Origin of the sequence: Burkholderia aenigmatica, assembly GCF_048627025.1 — a bacterium.
Lineage (GTDB): Bacteria > Pseudomonadota > Gammaproteobacteria > Burkholderiales > Burkholderiaceae > Burkholderia > Burkholderia aenigmatica.
In genome coordinates, this window is sequence record NZ_CP184468.1 from 1,649,359 (window position 1) to 1,667,795 (window position 18,437).

Annotated in this window: 20 protein-coding genes, 1 tRNA gene and 1 pseudogene; 15 read left to right on the forward strand and 7 right to left on the reverse strand. The window is 61.6% G+C overall.

Annotation, left to right across the window (positions count from 1 at the left end; translation table 11 throughout):
- Window positions 1-7: 7 nt before the first annotated feature.
- The 7 genes from infC (at window position 8) to ACN8ZM_RS07770 (ending at window position 5,929) form a co-directional block, all read left to right on the forward strand.
- On the forward strand, window positions 8-532 hold the full coding sequence (gene infC / locus ACN8ZM_RS07740) for a translation initiation factor IF-3 (RefSeq protein ID WP_080741557.1): 525 nt from the start codon (window positions 8-10) through the stop codon (window positions 530-532).
- A 188-nt stretch (window positions 533-720) separates the two neighbouring features.
- Entirely contained in the window at window positions 721-918 is a 198-nt protein-coding gene (gene rpmI, locus ACN8ZM_RS07745; RefSeq protein WP_004191477.1) for a 50S ribosomal protein L35, read from the forward strand.
- A gap of 29 nt (window positions 919-947) precedes the next feature.
- A complete protein-coding gene (gene rplT, locus ACN8ZM_RS07750) occupies window positions 948-1,307 on the forward strand; it encodes a 50S ribosomal protein L20 (protein WP_004192938.1) in 360 nt (119 codons plus the stop codon).
- Between the two features lie 148 nt (window positions 1,308-1,455).
- Entirely contained in the window at window positions 1,456-2,469 is a 1,014-nt protein-coding gene (gene pheS / locus ACN8ZM_RS07755) for a phenylalanine--tRNA ligase subunit alpha (protein ID WP_043182559.1), read from the forward strand.
- 96 nt (window positions 2,470-2,565) lie between these two features.
- Entirely contained in the window at window positions 2,566-4,995 is a 2,430-nt protein-coding gene (gene pheT / locus ACN8ZM_RS07760; protein ID WP_205823826.1) for a phenylalanine--tRNA ligase subunit beta, read from the forward strand.
- 72 nt (window positions 4,996-5,067) lie between these two features.
- The gene (locus ACN8ZM_RS07765) at window positions 5,068-5,454 is read left to right on the forward strand and encodes an integration host factor subunit alpha (RefSeq protein WP_006486093.1); all 387 of its coding nucleotides are present in this window, start codon (window positions 5,068-5,070) and stop codon (window positions 5,452-5,454) included.
- A 61-nt stretch (window positions 5,455-5,515) separates the two neighbouring features.
- Window positions 5,516-5,929, forward strand: coding sequence for a MerR family transcriptional regulator (locus tag ACN8ZM_RS07770; protein WP_089450353.1), 414 nt, complete (start codon window positions 5,516-5,518; stop codon window positions 5,927-5,929).
- Window positions 5,930-6,012: 83 nt separating this feature from the next.
- On the opposite strand, the gene ACN8ZM_RS07775 is transcribed toward ACN8ZM_RS07770, so the two are convergent.
- Together ACN8ZM_RS07775 and ACN8ZM_RS07780 are read right to left on the reverse strand one after the other, a co-directional pair.
- Window positions 6,013-8,223 (reverse strand): hypothetical protein, encoded by a 2,211-nt coding sequence (locus tag ACN8ZM_RS07775; protein WP_420210910.1) that lies wholly within the window; start codon window positions 8,221-8,223, stop codon window positions 6,013-6,015.
- A gap of 345 nt (window positions 8,224-8,568) precedes the next feature.
- Window positions 8,569-8,703 carry a hypothetical protein gene (locus ACN8ZM_RS07780; RefSeq protein ID WP_420210911.1) on the reverse strand — a complete coding sequence of 45 codons (135 nt, stop codon included), beginning with the start codon at window positions 8,701-8,703 and terminating at the stop codon, window positions 8,569-8,571.
- 134 nt (window positions 8,704-8,837) lie between these two features.
- Here ACN8ZM_RS07780 and ACN8ZM_RS07785 point away from each other — a divergent pair, with 134 nt between their 5' ends.
- The 7 genes from ACN8ZM_RS07785 to ACN8ZM_RS07815 all read left to right on the forward strand — a co-directional run bounded on the left by ACN8ZM_RS07785 (window position 8,838) and on the right by ACN8ZM_RS07815 (window position 15,241).
- Window positions 8,838-9,551, forward strand: a complete 714-nt coding sequence (locus tag ACN8ZM_RS07785; RefSeq protein ID WP_420210912.1) for a class I SAM-dependent methyltransferase — start codon at window positions 8,838-8,840, stop codon at window positions 9,549-9,551.
- A 156-nt stretch (window positions 9,552-9,707) separates the two neighbouring features.
- A tRNA-Pro gene (locus tag ACN8ZM_RS07790) sits at window positions 9,708-9,784 on the forward strand.
- Between the two features lie 665 nt (window positions 9,785-10,449).
- Complete coding sequence (locus tag ACN8ZM_RS07795) at window positions 10,450-11,385, forward strand: phosphatase PAP2 family protein (RefSeq protein WP_420210913.1); 936 nt, start codon at window positions 10,450-10,452, stop codon at window positions 11,383-11,385.
- A gap of 631 nt (window positions 11,386-12,016) precedes the next feature.
- A complete protein-coding gene (locus tag ACN8ZM_RS07800; protein ID WP_420210914.1) occupies window positions 12,017-12,325 on the forward strand; it encodes a hypothetical protein in 309 nt (102 codons plus the stop codon).
- 256 nt (window positions 12,326-12,581) lie between these two features.
- Window positions 12,582-12,734, forward strand: a complete 153-nt coding sequence (locus ACN8ZM_RS07805) for a PAAR domain-containing protein (RefSeq protein ID WP_420210915.1) — start codon at window positions 12,582-12,584, stop codon at window positions 12,732-12,734.
- A 472-nt stretch (window positions 12,735-13,206) separates the two neighbouring features.
- Window positions 13,207-14,415 carry an outer membrane protein assembly factor BamC gene (gene bamC / locus ACN8ZM_RS07810; protein ID WP_043182564.1) on the forward strand — a complete coding sequence of 403 codons (1,209 nt, stop codon included), beginning with the start codon at window positions 13,207-13,209 and terminating at the stop codon, window positions 14,413-14,415.
- A gap of 535 nt (window positions 14,416-14,950) precedes the next feature.
- Window positions 14,951-15,241 (forward strand): putative quinol monooxygenase, encoded by a 291-nt coding sequence (locus ACN8ZM_RS07815; protein ID WP_043182565.1) that lies wholly within the window; start codon window positions 14,951-14,953, stop codon window positions 15,239-15,241.
- A gap of 40 nt (window positions 15,242-15,281) precedes the next feature.
- On the opposite strand, the gene ACN8ZM_RS07820 is transcribed toward ACN8ZM_RS07815, so the two are convergent.
- From ACN8ZM_RS07820 to ACN8ZM_RS07830, 3 genes are all read right to left on the reverse strand, one after another.
- Window positions 15,282-15,539, reverse strand: a complete 258-nt coding sequence (locus ACN8ZM_RS07820) for a hypothetical protein (protein ID WP_021162409.1) — start codon at window positions 15,537-15,539, stop codon at window positions 15,282-15,284.
- 136 nt (window positions 15,540-15,675) lie between these two features.
- The gene (locus tag ACN8ZM_RS07825) at window positions 15,676-15,954 is read right to left on the reverse strand and encodes a hypothetical protein (protein WP_011351789.1); all 279 of its coding nucleotides are present in this window, start codon (window positions 15,952-15,954) and stop codon (window positions 15,676-15,678) included.
- 220 nt (window positions 15,955-16,174) lie between these two features.
- Complete coding sequence (locus ACN8ZM_RS07830) at window positions 16,175-16,891, reverse strand: YdcF family protein (RefSeq protein ID WP_420210916.1); 717 nt, start codon at window positions 16,889-16,891, stop codon at window positions 16,175-16,177.
- Between the two features lie 157 nt (window positions 16,892-17,048).
- Here ACN8ZM_RS07830 and ACN8ZM_RS07835 point away from each other — a divergent pair, with 157 nt between their 5' ends.
- The gene (locus ACN8ZM_RS07835; protein ID WP_011351791.1) at window positions 17,049-17,366 is read left to right on the forward strand and encodes a hypothetical protein; all 318 of its coding nucleotides are present in this window, start codon (window positions 17,049-17,051) and stop codon (window positions 17,364-17,366) included.
- A 194-nt stretch (window positions 17,367-17,560) separates the two neighbouring features.
- Here ACN8ZM_RS07835 and ACN8ZM_RS07840 read toward each other — a convergent pair whose 3' ends face one another.
- Together ACN8ZM_RS07840 and ACN8ZM_RS07845 are read right to left on the reverse strand one after the other, a co-directional pair.
- Window positions 17,561-17,812 carry a hypothetical protein gene (locus tag ACN8ZM_RS07840; RefSeq protein ID WP_080741559.1) on the reverse strand — a complete coding sequence of 84 codons (252 nt, stop codon included), beginning with the start codon at window positions 17,810-17,812 and terminating at the stop codon, window positions 17,561-17,563.
- Between the two features lie 201 nt (window positions 17,813-18,013).
- Window positions 18,014-18,409, reverse strand: a pseudogene (locus ACN8ZM_RS07845) (transposase); the annotation flags it as partial.
- Window positions 18,410-18,437 lie beyond the last annotated feature (28 nt).

The following is an 18,437-nucleotide window of genomic DNA, read 5'->3' on the forward strand; positions in this document are numbered from 1 at the left end:
ACGTAACATCGCTACTGATAAGTCGTCGCATCGCATCAACGGTGAAATCACTGCGCCGGAAGTGCGTCTGGTCGGGCTCGAGAACGAACCGCTCGGTATCGTAAAACTCCTTGATGCTTTCCGTAAATCGGAAGAACTTGATGTCGATCTGGTGGAAATCGCGCCGCAAGCGGTTCCGCCGGTCTGCCGCCTGATGGATTACGGCAAGTTCAAGTATCAGGAGTCGAAGAAGCAGCACGAAGCAAAGCTGAAGCAGAAGGTCATCCAGGTGAAGGAAGTCAAGTTCCGCCCGGGTACCGATGACGGGGATTACAACGTCAAGCTCCGCAACCTCGTGCGCTTCCTTGAGGAAGGCGACAAGACGAAGATCACGTTGCGTTTCCGCGGCCGTGAAATGGCTCACCAAGAGATCGGCATGCGGATGCTTGAGCGTCTGCGCACGGATCTCGAGGAAGTCGGCCAGGTCGAGCAGATGCCGAAGATGGAAGGGCGCCAGATGATCATGGTGCTCTCGCCGAAGAAAAAGAAGTAACGAGCCCGCGCGCTTCGCGCGCAGGTTCGCAGTGGTTCGGCGCGTGGCCCGGTCAGGGCGGCGTGCCAACAATGACGGCGGCTGCGCAAGCGGTTGCCGTACACAAGTGGACTGGGTTTCGAAGGGCGGGTCAAGGGCGCAAGCCAACCGCACACCCATCGCCATCTAATAAACTGGAGTTGTTCGTCATGCCTAAGATGAAGACCAAGAAGAGTGCTGCAAAGCGCTTCGTGGTGCGTCCGGGCGGTACCGTCAAGCGCGGTCAAGCCTTCAAGCGTCACATCCTGACCAAGAAAACCACGAAGAACAAGCGTCACCTGCGCGGCGCAACGGCAGTTCATGATTCCGATCTGAACTCCGTCCGCGCGATGCTGCCGTTCGCGTAACCCCTAACTGATACTCTAAGGAGAGAAACATGCCTCGAGTCAAACGTGGGGTAACCGCACGGGCCCGCCACAAGAAGATCATCAACCTGGCCAAGGGTTATCGCGGCCGCCGCAATAACGTCTACCGCATCGCCAAGCAGGCGGTGATGCGCGCTGGTCAGTACGCGTACCGCGATCGCCGCAACAAGAAGCGTGTGTTCCGCGCACTGTGGATCACGCGTATCAACGCGGCAGTTCGCCAGCACGACATGACCTACAGCGTGTTCATCAACGGCCTGAAGAAGGCGTCGATCGAACTCGACCGTAAGGTGCTGGCCGACATGGCGGTGTTCGACAAGGCTGCTTTTGCTGCGATCGTCAAGCAGGTGAAAGCCGCCGTTGCAGCCTAATTGCGAAATTAGCACTGCGTGGTTAGTTGCAGCGACGTTCCGGTAGTCTCGGCCGCTGCAGCGAAAACGGGGCTCTTCCGAGCCCCTTTTTTGTTTGGTGGGCGATTTCGCTTACCAAGACCGAATGACGTTGGAAATGATGGGATCTATGGATCTGGACCAGATTGTCGCCGACGCGCAGCAGTCCTTCGAACAGGCTGCCGACATCACCACGCTCGAAAACGAGAAAGCCCGATTTCTCGGCAAGTCGGGTGCGCTGACCGAGTTGCTGAAGGGCCTCGGCAAGCTCGATCCCGAAGCACGCAAGACCGAAGGCGCACGCATCAACGTCGTGAAGCAGCAGGTTGAAGCCGCGCTGACCGCGCGCCGTCAGGCACTCGCCGACGCGCTGCTGAACCAGCGCCTCGCCGCCGAGTCGATCGACGTGACGTTGCCGGGCCGCGGCGCCGGTGCAGGCAGCCTGCACCCCGTGATGCGTACGTGGGAGCGTGTCGAACAGATTTTCGGCTCGATCGGCTTCGATGTGGCCGACGGCCCCGAAATCGAGACTGACTGGTACAACTTCACGTCGCTGAACAGCCCGGAGAACCATCCGGCGCGTTCGATGCAGGACACCTTCTACGTCGAAGGCAAGGATGCCGACGGCCGCCAGCTGCTGCTGCGCACGCACACGAGCCCGATGCAGGTGCGTTACGCGCGCATGAACCGTCCGCCGATCAAGGTGATCGCGCCGGGCCGCACGTATCGCGTCGACAGCGATGCGACCCACTCGCCGATGTTCAATCAGGTCGAGGGGCTGTGGATCGACGAAAACATCAGCTTCGCCGACCTCAAGGGCGTCTATACCGACTTCCTGAAAAAATTCTTCGAGCGCGACGATATCCTCGTGCGCTTCCGTCCGTCGTATTTCCCGTTCACGGAACCGTCGGCCGAGATCGACATGATGTTCGAGCAAGGCAAGAACGCCGGCAAGTGGCTCGAAATCTCCGGTTCGGGGCAGGTGCATCCGACCGTGATTCGCAACATGGGCCTCGATCCCGAGCGCTACATCGGCTTCGCGTTCGGCAGCGGCCTCGAGCGCCTGACGATGCTGCGCTACGGCGTCCAGGATCTCCGGCTGTTCTTCGAGAACGACCTGCGTTTCCTGCGCCAGTTCGCGTAACGCCGCGCGCCGCGCCGACCTGTGCCCGTGCACGCCCCGACGGACGATCCGACGGGGCCCGGGCGTCGATCTAACCTGTTTCGAACGTAGACATCCATGCAATTCCCTGAATCCTGGTTGAGAACCTTTGTCGACCCGCAGCTGACGACCGACGAACTGTCGCACGCGCTGACGATGGCGGGGCTCGAAGTCGAATCGCTGAGCAAGGCTGCGCCGCCGACGTCGAAGATCGTCGTCGGCCGCGTGCTCGAAGTCGTCAAGCATCCGGATGCGGACAAGCTCAATGTCTGCCAGGTCGACGCCGGCACCGGCGCGACGCTGAATATCGTCTGCGGCGCACCGAACGTCGCGCCCGGCATCAAGGTACCGGTCGCGCTGGTCGGCGCGGAACTGCCGCCGGCAGAAGAGGGCGGCAAGCCGTTCGCGATCAAGCTGTCGAAGCTGCGCGGCGTGGAGAGCCAGGGGATGCTGTGCTCGGCGCGCGAACTGAAGCTGTCCGAGGATCACAGCGGCCTGCTGGTGCTGCCGGAAGACACGCCGGTCGGCCAGGACATCCGCGAGACGCTCAATCTCGACGACACGATCTTCGAAATCAAGCTGACGCCGAACAAGGCTGACTGCCTGTCCGTGTTCGGCATCGCCCGCGAGACGGCCGCGATCACCGGCGCGCCGCTGACGCCGGTCGACATCCGCCCGGTGCGCGTCGAGCTCGACGAAACGCTGCCGGTGCGCATTGCCGCGCCCGATCTGTGCGGCCGCTTCTCGGGTCGCGTGATCCGTGGCGTGAACGCGCATGCGAAGACCCCGCAGTGGATGGTCGAGCGCCTCGAGCGCTCCGGCCAGCGCAGCGTGTCGGCGCTCGTCGACATCTCGAACTACGTGATGTTCGAACTCGGCCGCCCGTCGCACGTGTTCGATCTCGACAAGATCCACGGCGGTATCGAGGTGCGCTGGGGCAAGCGCGGCGAATCGCTGAAGCTGCTCAATGGCAACACCGTCGAACTCGACGAAACGGTCGGCGTGATTTCGGACGACCGCCAGGTCGAAAGCCTGGCCGGCATCATGGGCGGCGACAGCACGGCCGTCACGCTCGATACGACCAACATCTACCTGGAAGCCGCATTCTGGTGGCCGGATAGCATCCGCGGCCGTGCGCGCAAGTACAACTTCTCGACCGATGCGGCTCATCGCTTCGAGCGCGGCGTCGACTACGCGACGACCGTCGAGCACGTCGAGCGCATCACGCAACTGATTCTCGAGATCTGCGGCGGCAAGGCCGGCCCGGTCGACGATCAGTCCGTGAACCTGCCGCAACGCGCGCCGGTGAAGATGCGCGTGTCGCGCGCGAACCGCATCATCGGCGTGCAGATCGGTGGCGACGAGATCGCCAGCATCTTCACGCGCCTTGGCCTGCCGTTCGAGCGTGAAGACGACGCGTTCCTCGTCACGCCGCCGTCGCATCGCTTCGACATCGAGATCGAAGAAGATCTGATCGAGGAAGTGGCGCGCATCTACGGCTTCGAGAAGATCCCGGCGCGTCCGCCGGTCGCGACGAGCGAAATGCGCGCGACCAACGAAACGCGTCGCTCGATCCACGACATCCGTCACGCGCTCGCCGCGCGCGACTACGCGGAAACCGTCAACTTCAGTTTCGTCGATGCGGAGTGGGAGCAGGATTTCGCGGGCAACGATCAACCGATCCGCTTGCTGAACCCGATCGCGAGCCAGCTGTCGGTGATGCGCACGACGCTGTTCGGCAGCCTGATCTCCGTGCTGCGCCACAACCTGAACCGCCGTGCAGATCGCGTGCGCGTGTTCGAGGCCGGCCGCGTGTTCCTCACCGATGCGTCGGCGAAGGCCGGTGAGCTGACGGTCGAGGGCTATGTGCAGCCGAAGCGTGTCGGTGCGCTTGCCTACGGTCCGGCGCTCGACGAGCAGTGGGGCGTCGCGACCCGCGCGGTCGATTTCTTCGACGTGAAGGGCGATCTCGAGGCGCTGTTCGCGCCTGCCGCTGCACGGTTCGTGAAGGCGGAGCATCCGGCCCTCCATCCGGGCCGCAGCGCGCGCATCGAAGTCGACGGCCGTGCGGTCGGCTGGATCGGCGAACTGCACCCGCGCCTGATGCAGAAGTACGAGCTGCCGCACGCGCCGGTGATGTTCGAGGTCGATGCGGATGCGCTGATTGCGCGTGCGTTGCCCGCGCCGACCGATGTGTCGAAATTCCCGCCGGTTCGTCGCGATATCGCCGTGGTCGTCGATCAGGCGGTCGAGGTTCAGGCACTTTTCGACGAAATGAAGAAGGCGCTTGCCGAAGAGGCCTGCCGATTCGTTCAGAAGGTTGTACTCTTCGACGAATTTCGTGCAAAATCAAATACTTCCGGTGGTCTTGCCGCGCACGAGAAGAGCCTTGCCTTCCGCGTGACGCTGCAGGACGCGGCTGGCACGCTACAGGATGAGGTCGTCGATCAGGCGATCCAGACGCTGGTCGAGCGGATGGCTCGTGCTGGTGCGCGCCTGCGCGGCTAAGGAGAAGGTCCGCCTGCTCGCGGGCGGCTTTTTCCGATCGTAAGTTTTGATTTAACGCGCTGTATGGCAGATATGAACGACATGACCTCGAGTGAATTCGAAGCCCTCCTGACGGCGCAACGCAGCGCCATGAACCGCGACGCTTCGGCGCCGGCGTCCACCGAGACGCCCACGCTGACGAAGGCGGAACTGGCGGAGCTGCTGTTCGATAGCGTCGGGCTGAACAAGCGTGAAGCGAAGGACATGGTCGAGGCGTTTTTCGAAGTGATCCGCGACGCGCTCGAAAACGGCGAAAGCGTCAAGCTGTCGGGGTTCGGCAATTTCCAGTTGCGCGACAAGCCGCAGCGTCCGGGCCGCAATCCGAAGACGGGCGAGGCGATTCCGATCGCGGCCCGCCGGGTGGTAACCTTCCACGCGAGCCAGAAGCTGAAGGCGCTGGTCGAAAACGGCGCGGAGTAAGCCCCGCGCGCTGACGTCCCCGCGCGGCCGCCGCGCACCCTTTACCGACGGTTAACCGACGATGACCACTACGGTTGAGAAAGTCGTCTTGCCTCCGATTCCCGCGAAGCGCTACTTCACGATCGGTGAAGTCAGCGAACTGTGCGGGGTCAAGCCGCATGTGCTGCGTTATTGGGAACAGGAATTTACTCAACTGCGGCCGGTGAAGCGGCGCGGCAATCGTCGGTATTACCAGCACCACGAAGTGCTGCTGATCCGGCGGATTCGCGAGTTGCTGTACGAGCAGGGATTCACGATCAACGGCGCGCGCAACCGGCTCGATTCGCCGGGCGGCGAGCGAGGTGCGGCGGCACCTGTCGAACCCGACGTGCAGGCCGCCGATGCGCGCGTGTCGGCCAAGCCGGGCGTAACCGTCGACGTCACTGCGTTGCGGCAGGCGCTGCTCGATGTGATCGACGGACTGAAGCACGACTGAGCGCGAAGCGCGAACGAGATGAAACAAAAAGCCCGGTTGGCGATGTGCCAACCGGGCTTTTTCATGGGCGTCGCCCATGTGCATCAACGCGACGCGAGCGGATTCTTTTGCCCCATGTCGACGACCAGCGTGCCGTCCGGCAGCATCCGCACCGAGCCTTGCGCGACCTGGCTGCGGTAGCCGTACAGGTCGAAACGCATCGGGCCGGCCTCGGCCGAATTCCGGATCAGCGCGCGCACGTTCAGTTCGAGCACGTTGAACATCTTCATGTCGCCGCCTTCCATCCACATGTAGCTCGGCGCATCGATCTGCGGCCGTTGCGGTGCGGGCGCGCCCGCCAGGCGCCTGAACGTGAGGCGCAGTCCGTCCCGCTCGACCGTTGCCTGTCCGAGCTTGCCGTTCAGCATGGGTGGCGGGAACACGGTGTATTGGTCGAGCACGAGCGTGTCGCCGCGCAGTTCCGCGCCGCGCCGCTGCAATGGCGTCAGCGAAGCGAGCTCGATGCCGAGCGAACGCAGCAGCTTCGCCTGCGGGATGCCGAGCACCGACACCTGGGACGGGTTGAACGCGAGGTGCCGGTCGTCGAGCACGGACAGCGAGCCCTTCATGTCGGTCGGCAGCCAGACGCCCGGCACATGGTTCCACAGCTTGATGCCGCCCTGGACGCGCAGGTTGGTGCCGTCCGCGCTCAGTTGCAGGTCGTTCAGCGAACGCGGCGCGTAGTCGAGCAGATAGTTGTTGAAGAGCGCGGACATCGCCTTCCACGACTCGACGACCGTGCCGCCGAGAATCCGGATGTCGTACTGGTTCGGATCGTCGAGATCGACGGGTTCGCCGGGCCGCTTCGATACGAGTTCCACGTCCAGATCCTCGACGTGAAAGCCGATATCGCCGGACAGGTTGAAGTCGACGTTGCGCAGATGGATCGTCGGGTTGCGGTTCGACACGTGCCGTTCGTTGAACGGCGCGGTCGACGTGCGCCGCATCGCGACCTTCTGCATGCCGGGGTGAGCGGTATTCGCTGCGAGGGCGTAGGCTTCCCAGTGCTGGCGTATGTCGCGCAGCGCGTTCTGCTGCGTGGCGAGGAAGCTGTCGTTCAGGCGCGCGGCCGCGTTGCCGAGCAGCGCGCCGCTGGCCGGGCCCGCGTACGAATGCATCCGGATTGCCATCGCACCGTTTTCGTCGAAATTGAAGTAGCCGGCCGAGACCTGGTCGCGATAGTGATACAGGTCGAACACGAAAGTCTGGTCGCGCTTCGCCGGATCGACCGGGCCGATCAGGATGTCCGCGTTCATCGGCATCGAGCGCATGAACTTCACGTCGCCGCCGCGAATGTACATCGCTTGCTGCGGTGCGTTCGCGGGCATCGCGAAGCCGGCATGCGTGCCGTCGTCGAGCTTCAGGTCGAGGCCGGCCGGCGTCACGCGCAGCGCGGTGATCGTGAGCTTCAGGCGCGGCGGCGGCATCAGCTTGTCGACCGACATCACGAGATCGTCGCCGGCGAGCTGCGCGATCGGCGTCTGGACTTTCAGCAGGTCGGCCATCTTCACGTTGGCCGCGCGCATCACCGGCTGCGCGTTGATGCCCGAGACGCGCACGCCCGTCGGATGGAACACGAGCTGGCTGCCGTCGCGGATCGCGAGCGTGCCGGTCAGCGAGAACGGCACCCAGCCGTCTCGCTGCATCTCGCCTTGCAGGTGAATCACGCCGTCGCCGGCCGACACGGCGAGCTTGCGCAGCGGCGCGTTGCGATAGCCGAAGATGTAGGTGTTGAAGAGGGCGGTCAGCTTCGCGTTGTCGAGCGTGACCGTGCCTTCATGCACGTCGATCTCGAAACTCGTCGGATCGTCGAACACGATCGGCGCACCGGCCTGCGTCGGCACGAGTGTGGCTGACAACTGATGGATGAAGAAGCCGAGGTTGTTGACGATGCGGAAGTCGACATCGCGCAGGAACGTCATCGCGCCATTCTGGCCCGAGTCGCGTAGCGTGAACGGGCGCGGCTGCGTGAGGTTGATCGATGCGAGCGACGGTACGGTGCGAGCGACCTGCTGCTCGCGGGCGAGGCGTTCGGCTTTCGCGCGTTCGATTTTGGTCGACGCGACCGATGTGTTGCCGTCGCGCTGCGCGGACGATTCCGCGCAACCGGCACACAGCAGCGCGAGCGCCAGCACACCGCAGCCGAACACGCGGGATGGCTTGGGCGAGATGGGGCGGGCCGCGCGATGCGGGCCGGAAATCCAGTCGAAAATTGCCAAAGGCGAGCGATGGCCGCGCCGGACCGCATTCCGCATCGTCTGTCTCCATGTCTTGTCGTGATCGACGGCAGCGCGCGCCATTGCACGGCGCGAGCGTCGATGCCGTGCAGTGTGGCATAGCGTGCTAGAGCGGCGTTACCAAACAACGGCCGCCCGGGCAGGGCAGGCCGGCGGGCTGCGGGGCAACGGATTCGGGGTGGTGGGGCGGCCAGATCAAACGGTCGTTTGGTTTGCGCGGCCGGTCGTCGGCGGATGTTTCCGCGCCCGGACAAATCCGCTCCAGCCTTGACCAGTGCGGGTTTCGCCGGATACGAGGTTGGGGGGGCGGTGCGGTCGAAGCACGGATGCGATCCGGCCCCGACGCAGTGGCCCGCGGGCCAATCAGGTCAGCATGTGCTGCCGCATCGCGTTCAGCGTCGCCTGGTCGAGTTGCCGGCCGTTCGCGATATATGACGTCATCGAGCCGTACGATGCGATGAGCGGGTTAGCGATTTGCGGCGAACCGGCTATCGTCATTTTCGATTCGGGCGGAGTGCGGGTTGCCGGAGTTGGCTGCGCGCCGGGACGGATAGGAGCGGTGGCGCCGGCAAGGTAAGATCGGCATCAGTGGCTGGACGACCAAAGCACAGTAGCCATCACGGGGAAACGTCATGGATCTCAAGGAAGTCGACGTATTGGGTGCGGGCGTGGGCGATCACTGGTACTACGCGTCGAAGGCGAGTGCGATCCGTCGATTCCTGGGGGCGCCGGGCGCGAACCGGATACTCGATGTCGGTGCAGGCTCCGGCTTCTTCTCGAAGCACTTGCTCGAGCGTACGCAGGCGTCGGAGGCGTGGTGTGTCGATACGAGTTACGCCGACGATACCGACGGCGAGGCGGCTGGCAAGCCCATTCACTTCCGGCGATCCGTTGATCGATTCGACGCCGATCTCGTGTTGCTGATGGACGTGCTCGAGCATGTCGACGACGATGTCAGCCTGCTGATGCAATACGTAAAGGGCGCGCCGTCGGGCAGCCGGTTTCTGATTACGGTTCCCGCGTTCCAGTTCCTCTGGAGCGGCCATGACGATTTTCTCGAGCACAAGCGCCGATATACGCTCGGCAGTCTCGAGGACGTGGTGCGTCGCGCGGGGCTCGACGTCGAGCACGGCGCCTACTATTTCGGTCTCACGTTTCCACTTGCGGCTGCGTTGCGGCTCGGCGAGCGGGCGCGTCGGCATCCGCGCGAGCCGGTATCGCAATTGCGCCGTCACCATCCGGTCGTCAACGGCCTGCTCAAGACGATCTGCCGGATCGAGTTGCCGATGTTCCGCTTCAACCGCGTCGCCGGCCTGACGGTCATCTGTGTCGCGCGCAAGCAGTGATGGGATGCGGGGCTGTGCGGGCCGTGCGCAAGTCGCCAGGCCATGCGCGTCGTTGCTTGCATCGGCGCTGTCGCGCAAAAAAATTCACAAGAACATTCACAAAATGCATGCGACCCGTTCTAAATCGGGAAACCGTCTGTTATACTTTCTTTCTTTCGGGGCGTAGCGCAGCCTGGTAGCGTACCTGCATGGGGTGCAGGTGGTCGGAGGTTCAAATCCTCTCGCCCCGACCAGACAAGAACCCGCACAGCGTAATGCTGTGCGGGTTTTTTTATTTGGTGCTCATTTTTTGGGCAAATTAGAGACCATATTGGAGAATCTCTAATATCGGGCTGCATCCTATGCCGATTTCGGCGTCGGCAGGGGCGGGACGGCATTCAATCGCGGCACCTCGGGCGACTTGATGTAGGGCTTGGTCGTCGCGGTGTCGGTGTGAGCGCCGGCGATGCGCAGTTCCTCAATCGCGTAGCTGGTCGGCTTCGCGTCCGTCAGCGCCTTCGCGCGGATATCTTTGATCGACGCGTCAAACTTTTCGACGCGCTCGATGGCGCCATCCCATGCGTCGCACTAAACCTGGTCCGTCTTCGGATTGCCTTTCTTGCCTCTGATCACGAACGAGGCGACGCACGTCGCGTTCGACAGTCTGAATGGGGCAACGATTGTGCGAGTGCCAACCGACTACGCGGGTTCCTTCGATCGACGCATGGCGGTCGTGGCGCGGCAACGCCATCTACAACGATGGATATACCGTAACCGCTTCCGCTCCGGGTGCCGGTCGCGCGATGACTGATTCGATGGAGCCCATGACAAACGCCCAGTGAAATTTTTTGCAGGACGTGATTGAATATGTGCCAACAGGGCGGACCCACCGTCAATAACAATTATGGCCGGGGAAAATATGAAAATGAGAGTATTGGGGGCGTTTTCGATTGCGTGGATTCTGACCGTAGTAATGTTTGCTGTCGATTTCGCGACCATGGGCCGGTTTGGGCTGTCCATCATTCCTGAGTGGTATCTGCAATCGGTCGAGACATGCCTCATGACGCTGCTAATTTGCGGTGTTCTGGTCGGTATCGGACGTATCCCGCGATACCGGATAGTTGCCGAGAAACTTCGCTGCCAGGATGTCGCGCTTTCGATCCTTTGCTTTCGGATTATCGCGATGTATGGGCAGTCTGTAGCGGTTGCGACGTATATCGGAGCGGCCGTCGGCCGTCCCGAGGTTCAGGATGCGCTTCTGGCGTGGGAGCAATCATTTGGATTCGATTGGTTGAAAACCTATCAATGGATCGTCCGTTCCAATATTCTTCAGCAGGTGCTTGAGTTTGCATATCGAAGCATGGCATATCAGATGGTTTTATTGTGCTTCTTGTTCGGAATATTGCGTCGTAGGCAAGAGCTTTGCGAGATGATGTTGATATTCGTGATTTCGCTGCTATTCGTGGTTGCGATTTCGACATGGTATCCGGCGGCGAGTGCGTTCCCGCATTTCGGTATTAACGATTCGGGGCCGGCATCTCATCTTTCGGATTACTTCAGTGCTAGAAGTGGTGCGCCCATGGTAATGAATCCTATGGCGATGCAGGGAATCGTTTCGCTGCCGTCATTTCACGCGGTCGTCGCGCTGATGTTGATCTTTGTCACGCGTAACCTGCGCTTCATTTTTCCCGTCACGCTCGTGCTTAATTTTGTAATGTTGGTATCGACGTTCTCGGTAGGTGGCCATTACCTGGCAGATATCGGTGCCGGCGTGATCGTGGGTATCGTGACCATATGGCTGGTGCGTCGCTGGTTCTCGGTATATGAAACGGTGCAACGGCCGATCCTGACGTAATCTCCTACCTGCCGCAGCCAGACACGTGCGCGATCAAATGATTCGCGCACGACGCATTTCTTGCCGCGACAGGTGATAGCACGTTTGAGCGGCCGCAGGGGCCACCGAGGGCATCTTGGGTTCCTCGTGTACAGGGAACTGCGCGGAGTGTCCTCTAATGTTGACATCTGTGTTTCCCGGGATGCCGTGTCGCTTCGTGCCCGTTTCTTGTGCAGTTAATTAGAGGCGGAAGCGAACATGAGTAGACGCCATTGGGCGTCATCCGGCCGAGATCCAGTCGCATCACGGTCGCGTCTGACGGTTGCAACACCGACTGGGCTCGGTGGTAGGTCGCAAGGAAACGCATGTTGTGGGTATGAGTGCCGTGGCTTGCAGCGTTATGGTAGCGGTCATATTCACGGTCGTTTACTGAGTTTTCCCCGGAGGCTCCTGGGGTAGCATTTCAGTCTGTCGAATACATGCATCACCTGTTCGGTAGCTTGTCTGGGCAATGTAAATGAATCTCAAGTACAAAATCATTTATGTTATCTCGGTCGTAATTTGTTTGGTGTTTATTTTTGTTGGGTGAGAGAATTTTGTAAATTTTTTGATCGGAGCGCCAAGAAACGAGATCGCGATTTCGACGCTCAAGATGGAGTTTGGCAAGATAGAAATCCGTGATGGAGATAATTGGAGTTCTTCCCCGCAATCGTTCGAGAAAAATTTGATCAACGCTGTGAGTGGTCATTTTCAGTCGAGCGCTGGCGTAAATGATGTCTTGGGCTATTGCAGAGCGACTTTGCCTGGGTTGGGCTGGATCGAATCTGGTGAGAAGGATAAATATGGCGAGAAAACCGTTAAATTATGCAGGGCCGGGATGAGTCTAAACATCGTTGCCTCGCGTGATGCTGCTGGGGTTGATTGCTATATGGGGGGCATGGACGGTATCGAAGGGGCTTGATGCATATTGTCCGCAATAAAGTAAGCGAGTTTTGGAAAATTAATGGCATTGGCTGCGCTGAATTCCGGTAAGCCGTCAAAAATTTCCATGTTGAGTACATTGTTTGTGTTCGCATATCTCGCATCTGGCGACGGAAAATATTGCTGCTGTGAAAGCCATTGTTCGTAAAGGTGACTCTACAAATCACGGTGGTATTGCGCTTGAAGCTGCTGACCATGCGAACCCGGATGGCATGGCCTGCGATCGGTGAGGTCACATGGTTTCGTGCCCTAAATGCGGCGACTCCTGTCCGATTGTCCAAGGGGCGAACCGGTGCGCGATAGATGACGGTGCCGTGGCGCTGGATGGCATGAAGACGGCTTGTGGGGCCAAACCAAAGCGGGTGACGCCAATGGATCCGGAGCAGTAATCGATACGACCGGGCGCGGTGACAAGGTGATTTCGAGAGGAGTCCATCGTCGACCCGAGGCGCGACAGAGGTTCTCAATGCGCGCTAGGAGAACCGCGGACTCCACGTACTTTGTGCGCCACGCCTGCTTGAGATTGCGGAGGGCTTGAATGGGGGGATTTCGGGCCGCCGATGACGCTCGAGGGCGACAAGACGACCATCGATGAGAGGGCGTCCCATGCCAAGGTGTGCGACTCCGTGCCAATTGCCATGACGGCCTCGACCGACGCACCGCCCGGAGAGCCTTGTCCCAACGAGGGTTTGATGAGGTTCGAATCCTCTCGCCCCGACCAGACAAGAACCCGCGTCAGCTCAGGCTGACGCGGGTTTTTTCTTGCCGGTCGCTTTTTTGCACATCGCGGCGCGGCCCCGGTAAAATGCAGGGTTGATCCACGGAAAGCGCCGTGATTTAGCGGAAGAGGATTCCCCGAACATGACTGATCTTCGTCTTACCATGCGGTTCGCTGCAGTGCTCGCCACCGGCGCGCTCGTCGCCGGTTGCGGTACGTCGTCGCCCACGAAAGTGGACTACAAGAGCGATTCGAAATCGAAGGAAGCGTCGCTCGCAGTGCCGCCCAACATGCTTGACGAGACGGCCGATCAGCGTTCGCTGCCGCCCCAGGGCGGCGCGACTTCCCTGTCTGCGCTTCACCAGGTCCAGCAGGCGGCGCCTGCGCTGGATACGGTCGCTCCGGCCGTGGCCGGCATGCATATCCAGCGCGACGGCACCGAGAGCTGGCTCGTGATCGACGGCAAGCTGCCGGCCGATGTCTGGCCGCAGGTCCGCCGCTTCTGGCAGGAGCAGGGCTTCCTGCTCGTCGTCGACCAGCGCGACAAGGGCGTGATGGAAACCGACTGGAACGAAACCCATCCGCAGATCAACGACGGCCTGATCCGTAGCGTGATCTCGAAGGCGATGGGCAACTCGTACGTGACGGCCGAGCGTAACAAGTACCGCACGCGTCTCGATTCGGCACCGAATGGCGGCACTTACGTGTTCATCAGCCAGAAGGGCATGCGCGAAGCGATCACGGGCGCGAACAACGATTCGAGCAAGTGGGAACCGAAGCCGAACGATCCGGCGCTCGAGACCGAATACCTGAAGCGGTTGATGGCCGTGCTCGCACAGAACGAGCAGCGCGCGAAGAACGGCGAGCCGCCGATCGCGAACATCAAGGACAACACGGTAGCGAAGGACAAGAAGGCCGACACCGACGCATCGTCGAAGGCGGCTGCAGCGATTGCCGCGCAAAACGTCACCCGCACGTCGGCGCAGGGTAACGATGCGGCCGACGCCGCCGTGCCGTCGGAGGTCACGCTCGGCGAGCCGTACGACCGGTCGTGGCTGCACGTCGGTCTCGCGCTCGATCGTGCGAACTTCACGGTTGACGATCGCGATCGCACGAAGGGCCTGTATTTCGTGCGCTACGTCGATCCGAAGGATCTGAGTTCGGCCGAGCAGGGCTTCTGGAGCCAGCTGTTCCACGGCAAGAAGGAAAAGCAGGCGAAGCAGTACCGTGTCAACGTGAAGGCGCTCACGGCCGACCAGACCCGCGTTGCGGTCGTCGACGATTCGGGTTCGGTCGACACGTCGTCGGCGGCTCGTCAGATCATGGGGCTGCTCGTGAATCAGCTTCGCTGATTTCGACGTTTCTCCGCACCCGTGAAAAGCCCGCCACATGGCGGGCTTTTTTCATGGCCGCTCGTCTGCGCACGCGTGTGCGGGAGGTTCGGTCCCTCCTCGTGACGTTACGTAACATCCGCGCGTTACGGCGGCAGAACGTCTGCCACATTGTCACCAACAAAAAATTTGTCCTTATAAATCAAAGGGGTACTCGGTGCATGGCGGCTGGCATGCAATCTGCTTTATATATTGGAATCGTTGGAACAGGGAGGGTGGCGTCAGATGCCGGGGGTGCGCCGCGAGCGCCCGATCAACGGTATCGATGTCCTCGAATGCCGATGCGACAAGCATCGGCGTCAACAGATGACGATCCGCGCCAGCGTGCGGATCTCGATGGCCCCGTCGCCTATCCTCGTAGGGCGACGGTTTCGCCCGCGCTTCTCTGAAGCGCGGGCTATTTTTTTGGGGCCGTCGTGCGGTGCCGTGCTGGCGTAACCGATGCGCGATTCACGATTCGCGTATTCTCGGACTTTTCCAGATGAAGGGGGCGGGAATGGCGGAAATTGCAGTCGTGGCGCTGATCGTGGCGAAGCCGGGCGCCGAGGAGATGTTGCGCGCCCAGCTCGAAGGGATCGTCGAGCCGACCCGCAATGAAGCAGGCGCATTGCAATACGACCTGCATCGGGACCTGAAGGAGCCCGCGCGGTTCGTATTCGTCGAGCGCTGGGAAAGCGAGGAGGCACTTGCCGCTCATGCGCGCTCCGCGCACATTCTCGCTTATCGCGAAGCGGCCGCGAACTGGATCGAGCGTTCCGAAATCCGCGTGCTGTCGAAGCTCGTCTGAGCCGGGTGGGGCGACCGGACGCGTCCGGTCGCGGGGTGCGTCAGTGCGACGTGTTGGGTACGTCGAGGATCAGGATGATCGTCCAGTCGGCGTCGCCGTCGTGATGATACTGGCGCTCTGCGACGATGAACGGTTGCTGCTTGCCTTGGGGGCCGAGGAAAAGCACGTCGCCCTCCATCGGCAGGCACTCGATCGGCGGCAGCGCGAGAAACGCGTCGGCCGAGCCGCGGGGCATCAGTTGCTTGATCTGGCGAGTGGCGGCTTCGGTCCACTCGATGTCGAGTTGAATGTTGCTCATGCTGTCCTCCGCACCGGGGTGCGCACGGGTGGAAAATTTCGGTGCGCGACTTTAGCACAGCGCACGGGCACCGCAACCAAAAAAGCCGAACCCGGTTGCCCGGATTCGGCTTTTCGCTTGTGCGGTGCCGCCGAACTTACTGGCTGGCAGCGTCTGCGGCCTTGGCAGCCTTCTTGCCGGCCTTCTTCGCTGCTGCCTTGTGGTGAGCAGCCTTCTTGCCGTGATGATGCTCTTCCTGCATCGCCGGCTGTGCGGCTTCGGCCGCTTGCTGCTGCTGCAGTGCTTGTGCGCGCTGCTCGATCTCGGAGATCTTGGCCGGATCGGTGATCGTCTTGATTTCCGTGCTCTCTTGCGCATACGCTGCGCCAGTCAGCGCCGACATCGCTACCAGGATAGCCAGGGACGTCTTCTTCATTGCTTTACCTCCGCTAAGTGGTGATGAACCCGAGTGTTGCCGTTTTGTCTGGCGACTGCAATCGAGTGCGTGTCGAGTGTAACAAAAGTGACGGATCAATGTGCATCCGATCGCGGCACGACGCAAGGCCCCGTTGAAGTCGCGCAACACTTCGTGCAGTTCGTCACGCGCCTGCCATCCTGGGCGCCGCCGCCATTTTCGTTCCGGTTTGCGCGAGTCGTCAGAACCATCCGAGCCATCGATAGACGTGGAATTGCGCGATGCCGATCAGTTCGTGCAGCGCCTGCTCGGCGTTGGCCACATTGCGCCAGCGCGGTAGCCAGCCCGTTTGCGCGCGTCGGCGATTCGCGTAAACGGGCTGCGGATCGATCCCGAAACGGCGGAAATCGAGCAATGCGCGGCGCATCTGATACGACGAGGTGACGAGAATGCGCGCGTCGTCATACTGTGAGCGTAGTATAGACGCAGTGAATTTCGCATTTTCGTAGGTTGTGCGGCTATCCGGTTCCAGTACGAGATCCGTGGGAGCGACGCCTTCGGCGACGAGTTGGCGCCCGTACACGGCCGCCTCGGTTTCGCCGTGATGCTGCGGGTCACCACCAGACATCACCACGGTGCAGCGCTCGGCCTGCTGCCGGCAAGTGCGATAGAGCGTCGCGACCTTGTGGATGCGTGCGGCTCCGTCAGGTGGTGGCCGTAGCCCGGTGTCGGTGCGCTGCGTTCCGGCGCCGATGAGAATCAGTGTGGTTCGCCCATGCATGTCCGGGTGCTCGACGGGTACGACACCCGCCTCGGTCCAGGCGATCAGCGGCGCGGCGAGCCAGCCTGTCGCGAGCAGCCAGAACACCACAACGGCAACGATCGAGATGATTCGACGCCGCTTGTGGCAGAGCATGAAACAGATGAAGAGAAGTACAAATGAATCGAACAGAATCAATTTGATTGGGGTATGGTGTCTTTTTATGGACGGCTGACGATCCGGCCCTGACGCGACGCCGAACGTCGGCCTCCAGAATCGGTGGCGGTATCGGCTGGCGGAGATTCCGTCCGGCGCGCCGCTTCGCATTGTCGCTGCACTTTAAGAAAGAATCGAGATGGCCACGTATTCCAACGAAGCGGTGCTCGACGCATTGAGACGAGTGCAGTACCGCCAGGTACCGTGGGCACGCCGCCCGGGTGTGTTCGAGTATCTCCGTTCACTCGGGCTGATGGACACGGTCAGGCAGAAAACCGTTGCTCCCGCGCCGGGCTTCCACGCACCGGTCGACATTGCCGTGCTGACCGAAAGCGGTCGAGCCGAATTCTCGCGCCTCGAGCGCGACGAGAAATTACTTTCCTGGACCGATCGCCGCATGGCCGACTACGCATTGAGCGAAGCAAGTGCCGTGGCGATTCTCGAAAGCCGCCTGTAGCGGCCGATCATCCCGTCGCGCGCATCGCCGGGCGGCTGGCGATGCCAAAAAAAAGCCCGTATCGCGAGGATACGGGCGTACCGGATACTTTTGCTGTTGCCACGCTGTGCTCATGGCAACGTTGTGACTCGTCGCATGCGGCGCAGTTCCCGACTGCGGGCATTTTCTTTGGCGAAATCCTTAAATTGGCAGGACTACGGATGGCGCGGTCCGTCGGACGGCTGCGAGCCAACGCGCGCCCGCGCATTGCTGGCGATGTCGCCGCGCAGATCGCCACGCGGCACGGTCTGCCGGCTGGGCGAGTTGGCGGACGGTGGCTGGCGGACGGTGTTCCGGTGATCCTGCTGATGATGGGGCGGCTTCGCGCGATCATCGGCCCGGGCTGGAGCGGACAGCGCCAAGGAAATGACAATGCCGCATGCAACGAGCAGTGACATTGGTTTCATGGCGGGGCTCCCTTCAAGCCGTCGACGCGGCCTGTTGATATGTCGCTAAGGTAAGCGTGGGAGTGCAGGCTTGCTGTAAATATTGGTAAATAGATGTATCTTGGCACGACAACGGTAATCGACGGCAATGCAGGCGTCGCGAACGGGTCGCGTCGCAGAAAGAAACCGGGCGGCCGTAGCCGCCCGATCGAGCATTCGTTACGCCATCTTGACGGGCGCGCGCCAGGATTCCGGATTGGTCCAGAAGGCGCCGCGCAGCCGGTCGCGGCTCGGCGGTGCGGGCGGCTTCGCCGCGCTTGCGCCGATGCGCCCGCGCAGGGAGATCTGCCGGCCGCTCGTGCCGAGTCGCTTCACGATTTCGGCGAGCGTGCCGTCCGCCTGCCATTCGTCGAAGCGACGGCGGCAAGTCGGCGGCGACGGATAGCGGCCCGGCAGCTTCGACCAGCCTTCACCCGTCGACAGCACCCACAGCACGGCGTTCACCACCGAGCGGGCTTCCACGCGGGGGCGGCCGCGCCGCTCACTCCGTGCGGGTTCCGAGCAAAACAGACCCTCGACCAGCGCCCACTCGTTATCTCTCAAATCGTCGAACAGCATCATGTCCTCACCTCAGCGAAGCTAACTC

Bases quoted from the DNA above. Each gene is read 5' to 3' on its own strand.
- rpmI (WP_004191477.1), top strand. From the start codon at position 721: ATGCCTAAGATGAAGACCAAGAAGAGTGCTGCAAAGCGCTTCGTGGTG.
- rplT (WP_004192938.1), top strand. From the start codon at position 948: ATGCCTCGAGTCAAACGTGGGGTAACCGCACGGGCCCGCCACAAGAAG.
- pheS (WP_043182559.1), top strand. From the start codon at position 1,456: ATGGATCTGGACCAGATTGTCGCCGACGCGCAGCAGTCCTTCGAACAG.
- pheT (WP_205823826.1), top strand. From the start codon at position 2,566: ATGCAATTCCCTGAATCCTGGTTGAGAACCTTTGTCGACCCGCAGCTG.
- ACN8ZM_RS07765 (WP_006486093.1), top strand. From the start codon at position 5,068: ATGAACGACATGACCTCGAGTGAATTCGAAGCCCTCCTGACGGCGCAA.
- ACN8ZM_RS07770 (WP_089450353.1), top strand. From the start codon at position 5,516: ATGACCACTACGGTTGAGAAAGTCGTCTTGCCTCCGATTCCCGCGAAG.
- ACN8ZM_RS07775 (WP_420210910.1), bottom strand. From the start codon at position 8,223: ATGCGGAATGCGGTCCGGCGCGGCCATCGCTCGCCTTTGGCAATTTTC.
- ACN8ZM_RS07780 (WP_420210911.1), bottom strand. From the start codon at position 8,703: ATGACGATAGCCGGTTCGCCGCAAATCGCTAACCCGCTCATCGCATCG.
- ACN8ZM_RS07785 (WP_420210912.1), top strand. From the start codon at position 8,838: ATGGATCTCAAGGAAGTCGACGTATTGGGTGCGGGCGTGGGCGATCAC.
- ACN8ZM_RS07795 (WP_420210913.1), top strand. From the start codon at position 10,450: ATGAAAATGAGAGTATTGGGGGCGTTTTCGATTGCGTGGATTCTGACC.
- ACN8ZM_RS07800 (WP_420210914.1), top strand. From the start codon at position 12,017: ATGGAGTTTGGCAAGATAGAAATCCGTGATGGAGATAATTGGAGTTCT.
- ACN8ZM_RS07805 (WP_420210915.1), top strand. From the start codon at position 12,582: ATGGTTTCGTGCCCTAAATGCGGCGACTCCTGTCCGATTGTCCAAGGG.
- bamC (WP_043182564.1), top strand. From the start codon at position 13,207: ATGACTGATCTTCGTCTTACCATGCGGTTCGCTGCAGTGCTCGCCACC.
- ACN8ZM_RS07815 (WP_043182565.1), top strand. From the start codon at position 14,951: ATGGCGGAAATTGCAGTCGTGGCGCTGATCGTGGCGAAGCCGGGCGCC.
- ACN8ZM_RS07820 (WP_021162409.1), bottom strand. From the start codon at position 15,539: ATGAGCAACATTCAACTCGACATCGAGTGGACCGAAGCCGCCACTCGC.
- ACN8ZM_RS07825 (WP_011351789.1), bottom strand. From the start codon at position 15,954: ATGAAGAAGACGTCCCTGGCTATCCTGGTAGCGATGTCGGCGCTGACT.
- ACN8ZM_RS07835 (WP_011351791.1), top strand. From the start codon at position 17,049: ATGGCCACGTATTCCAACGAAGCGGTGCTCGACGCATTGAGACGAGTG.
- ACN8ZM_RS07840 (WP_080741559.1), bottom strand. From the start codon at position 17,812: ATGAAACCAATGTCACTGCTCGTTGCATGCGGCATTGTCATTTCCTTG.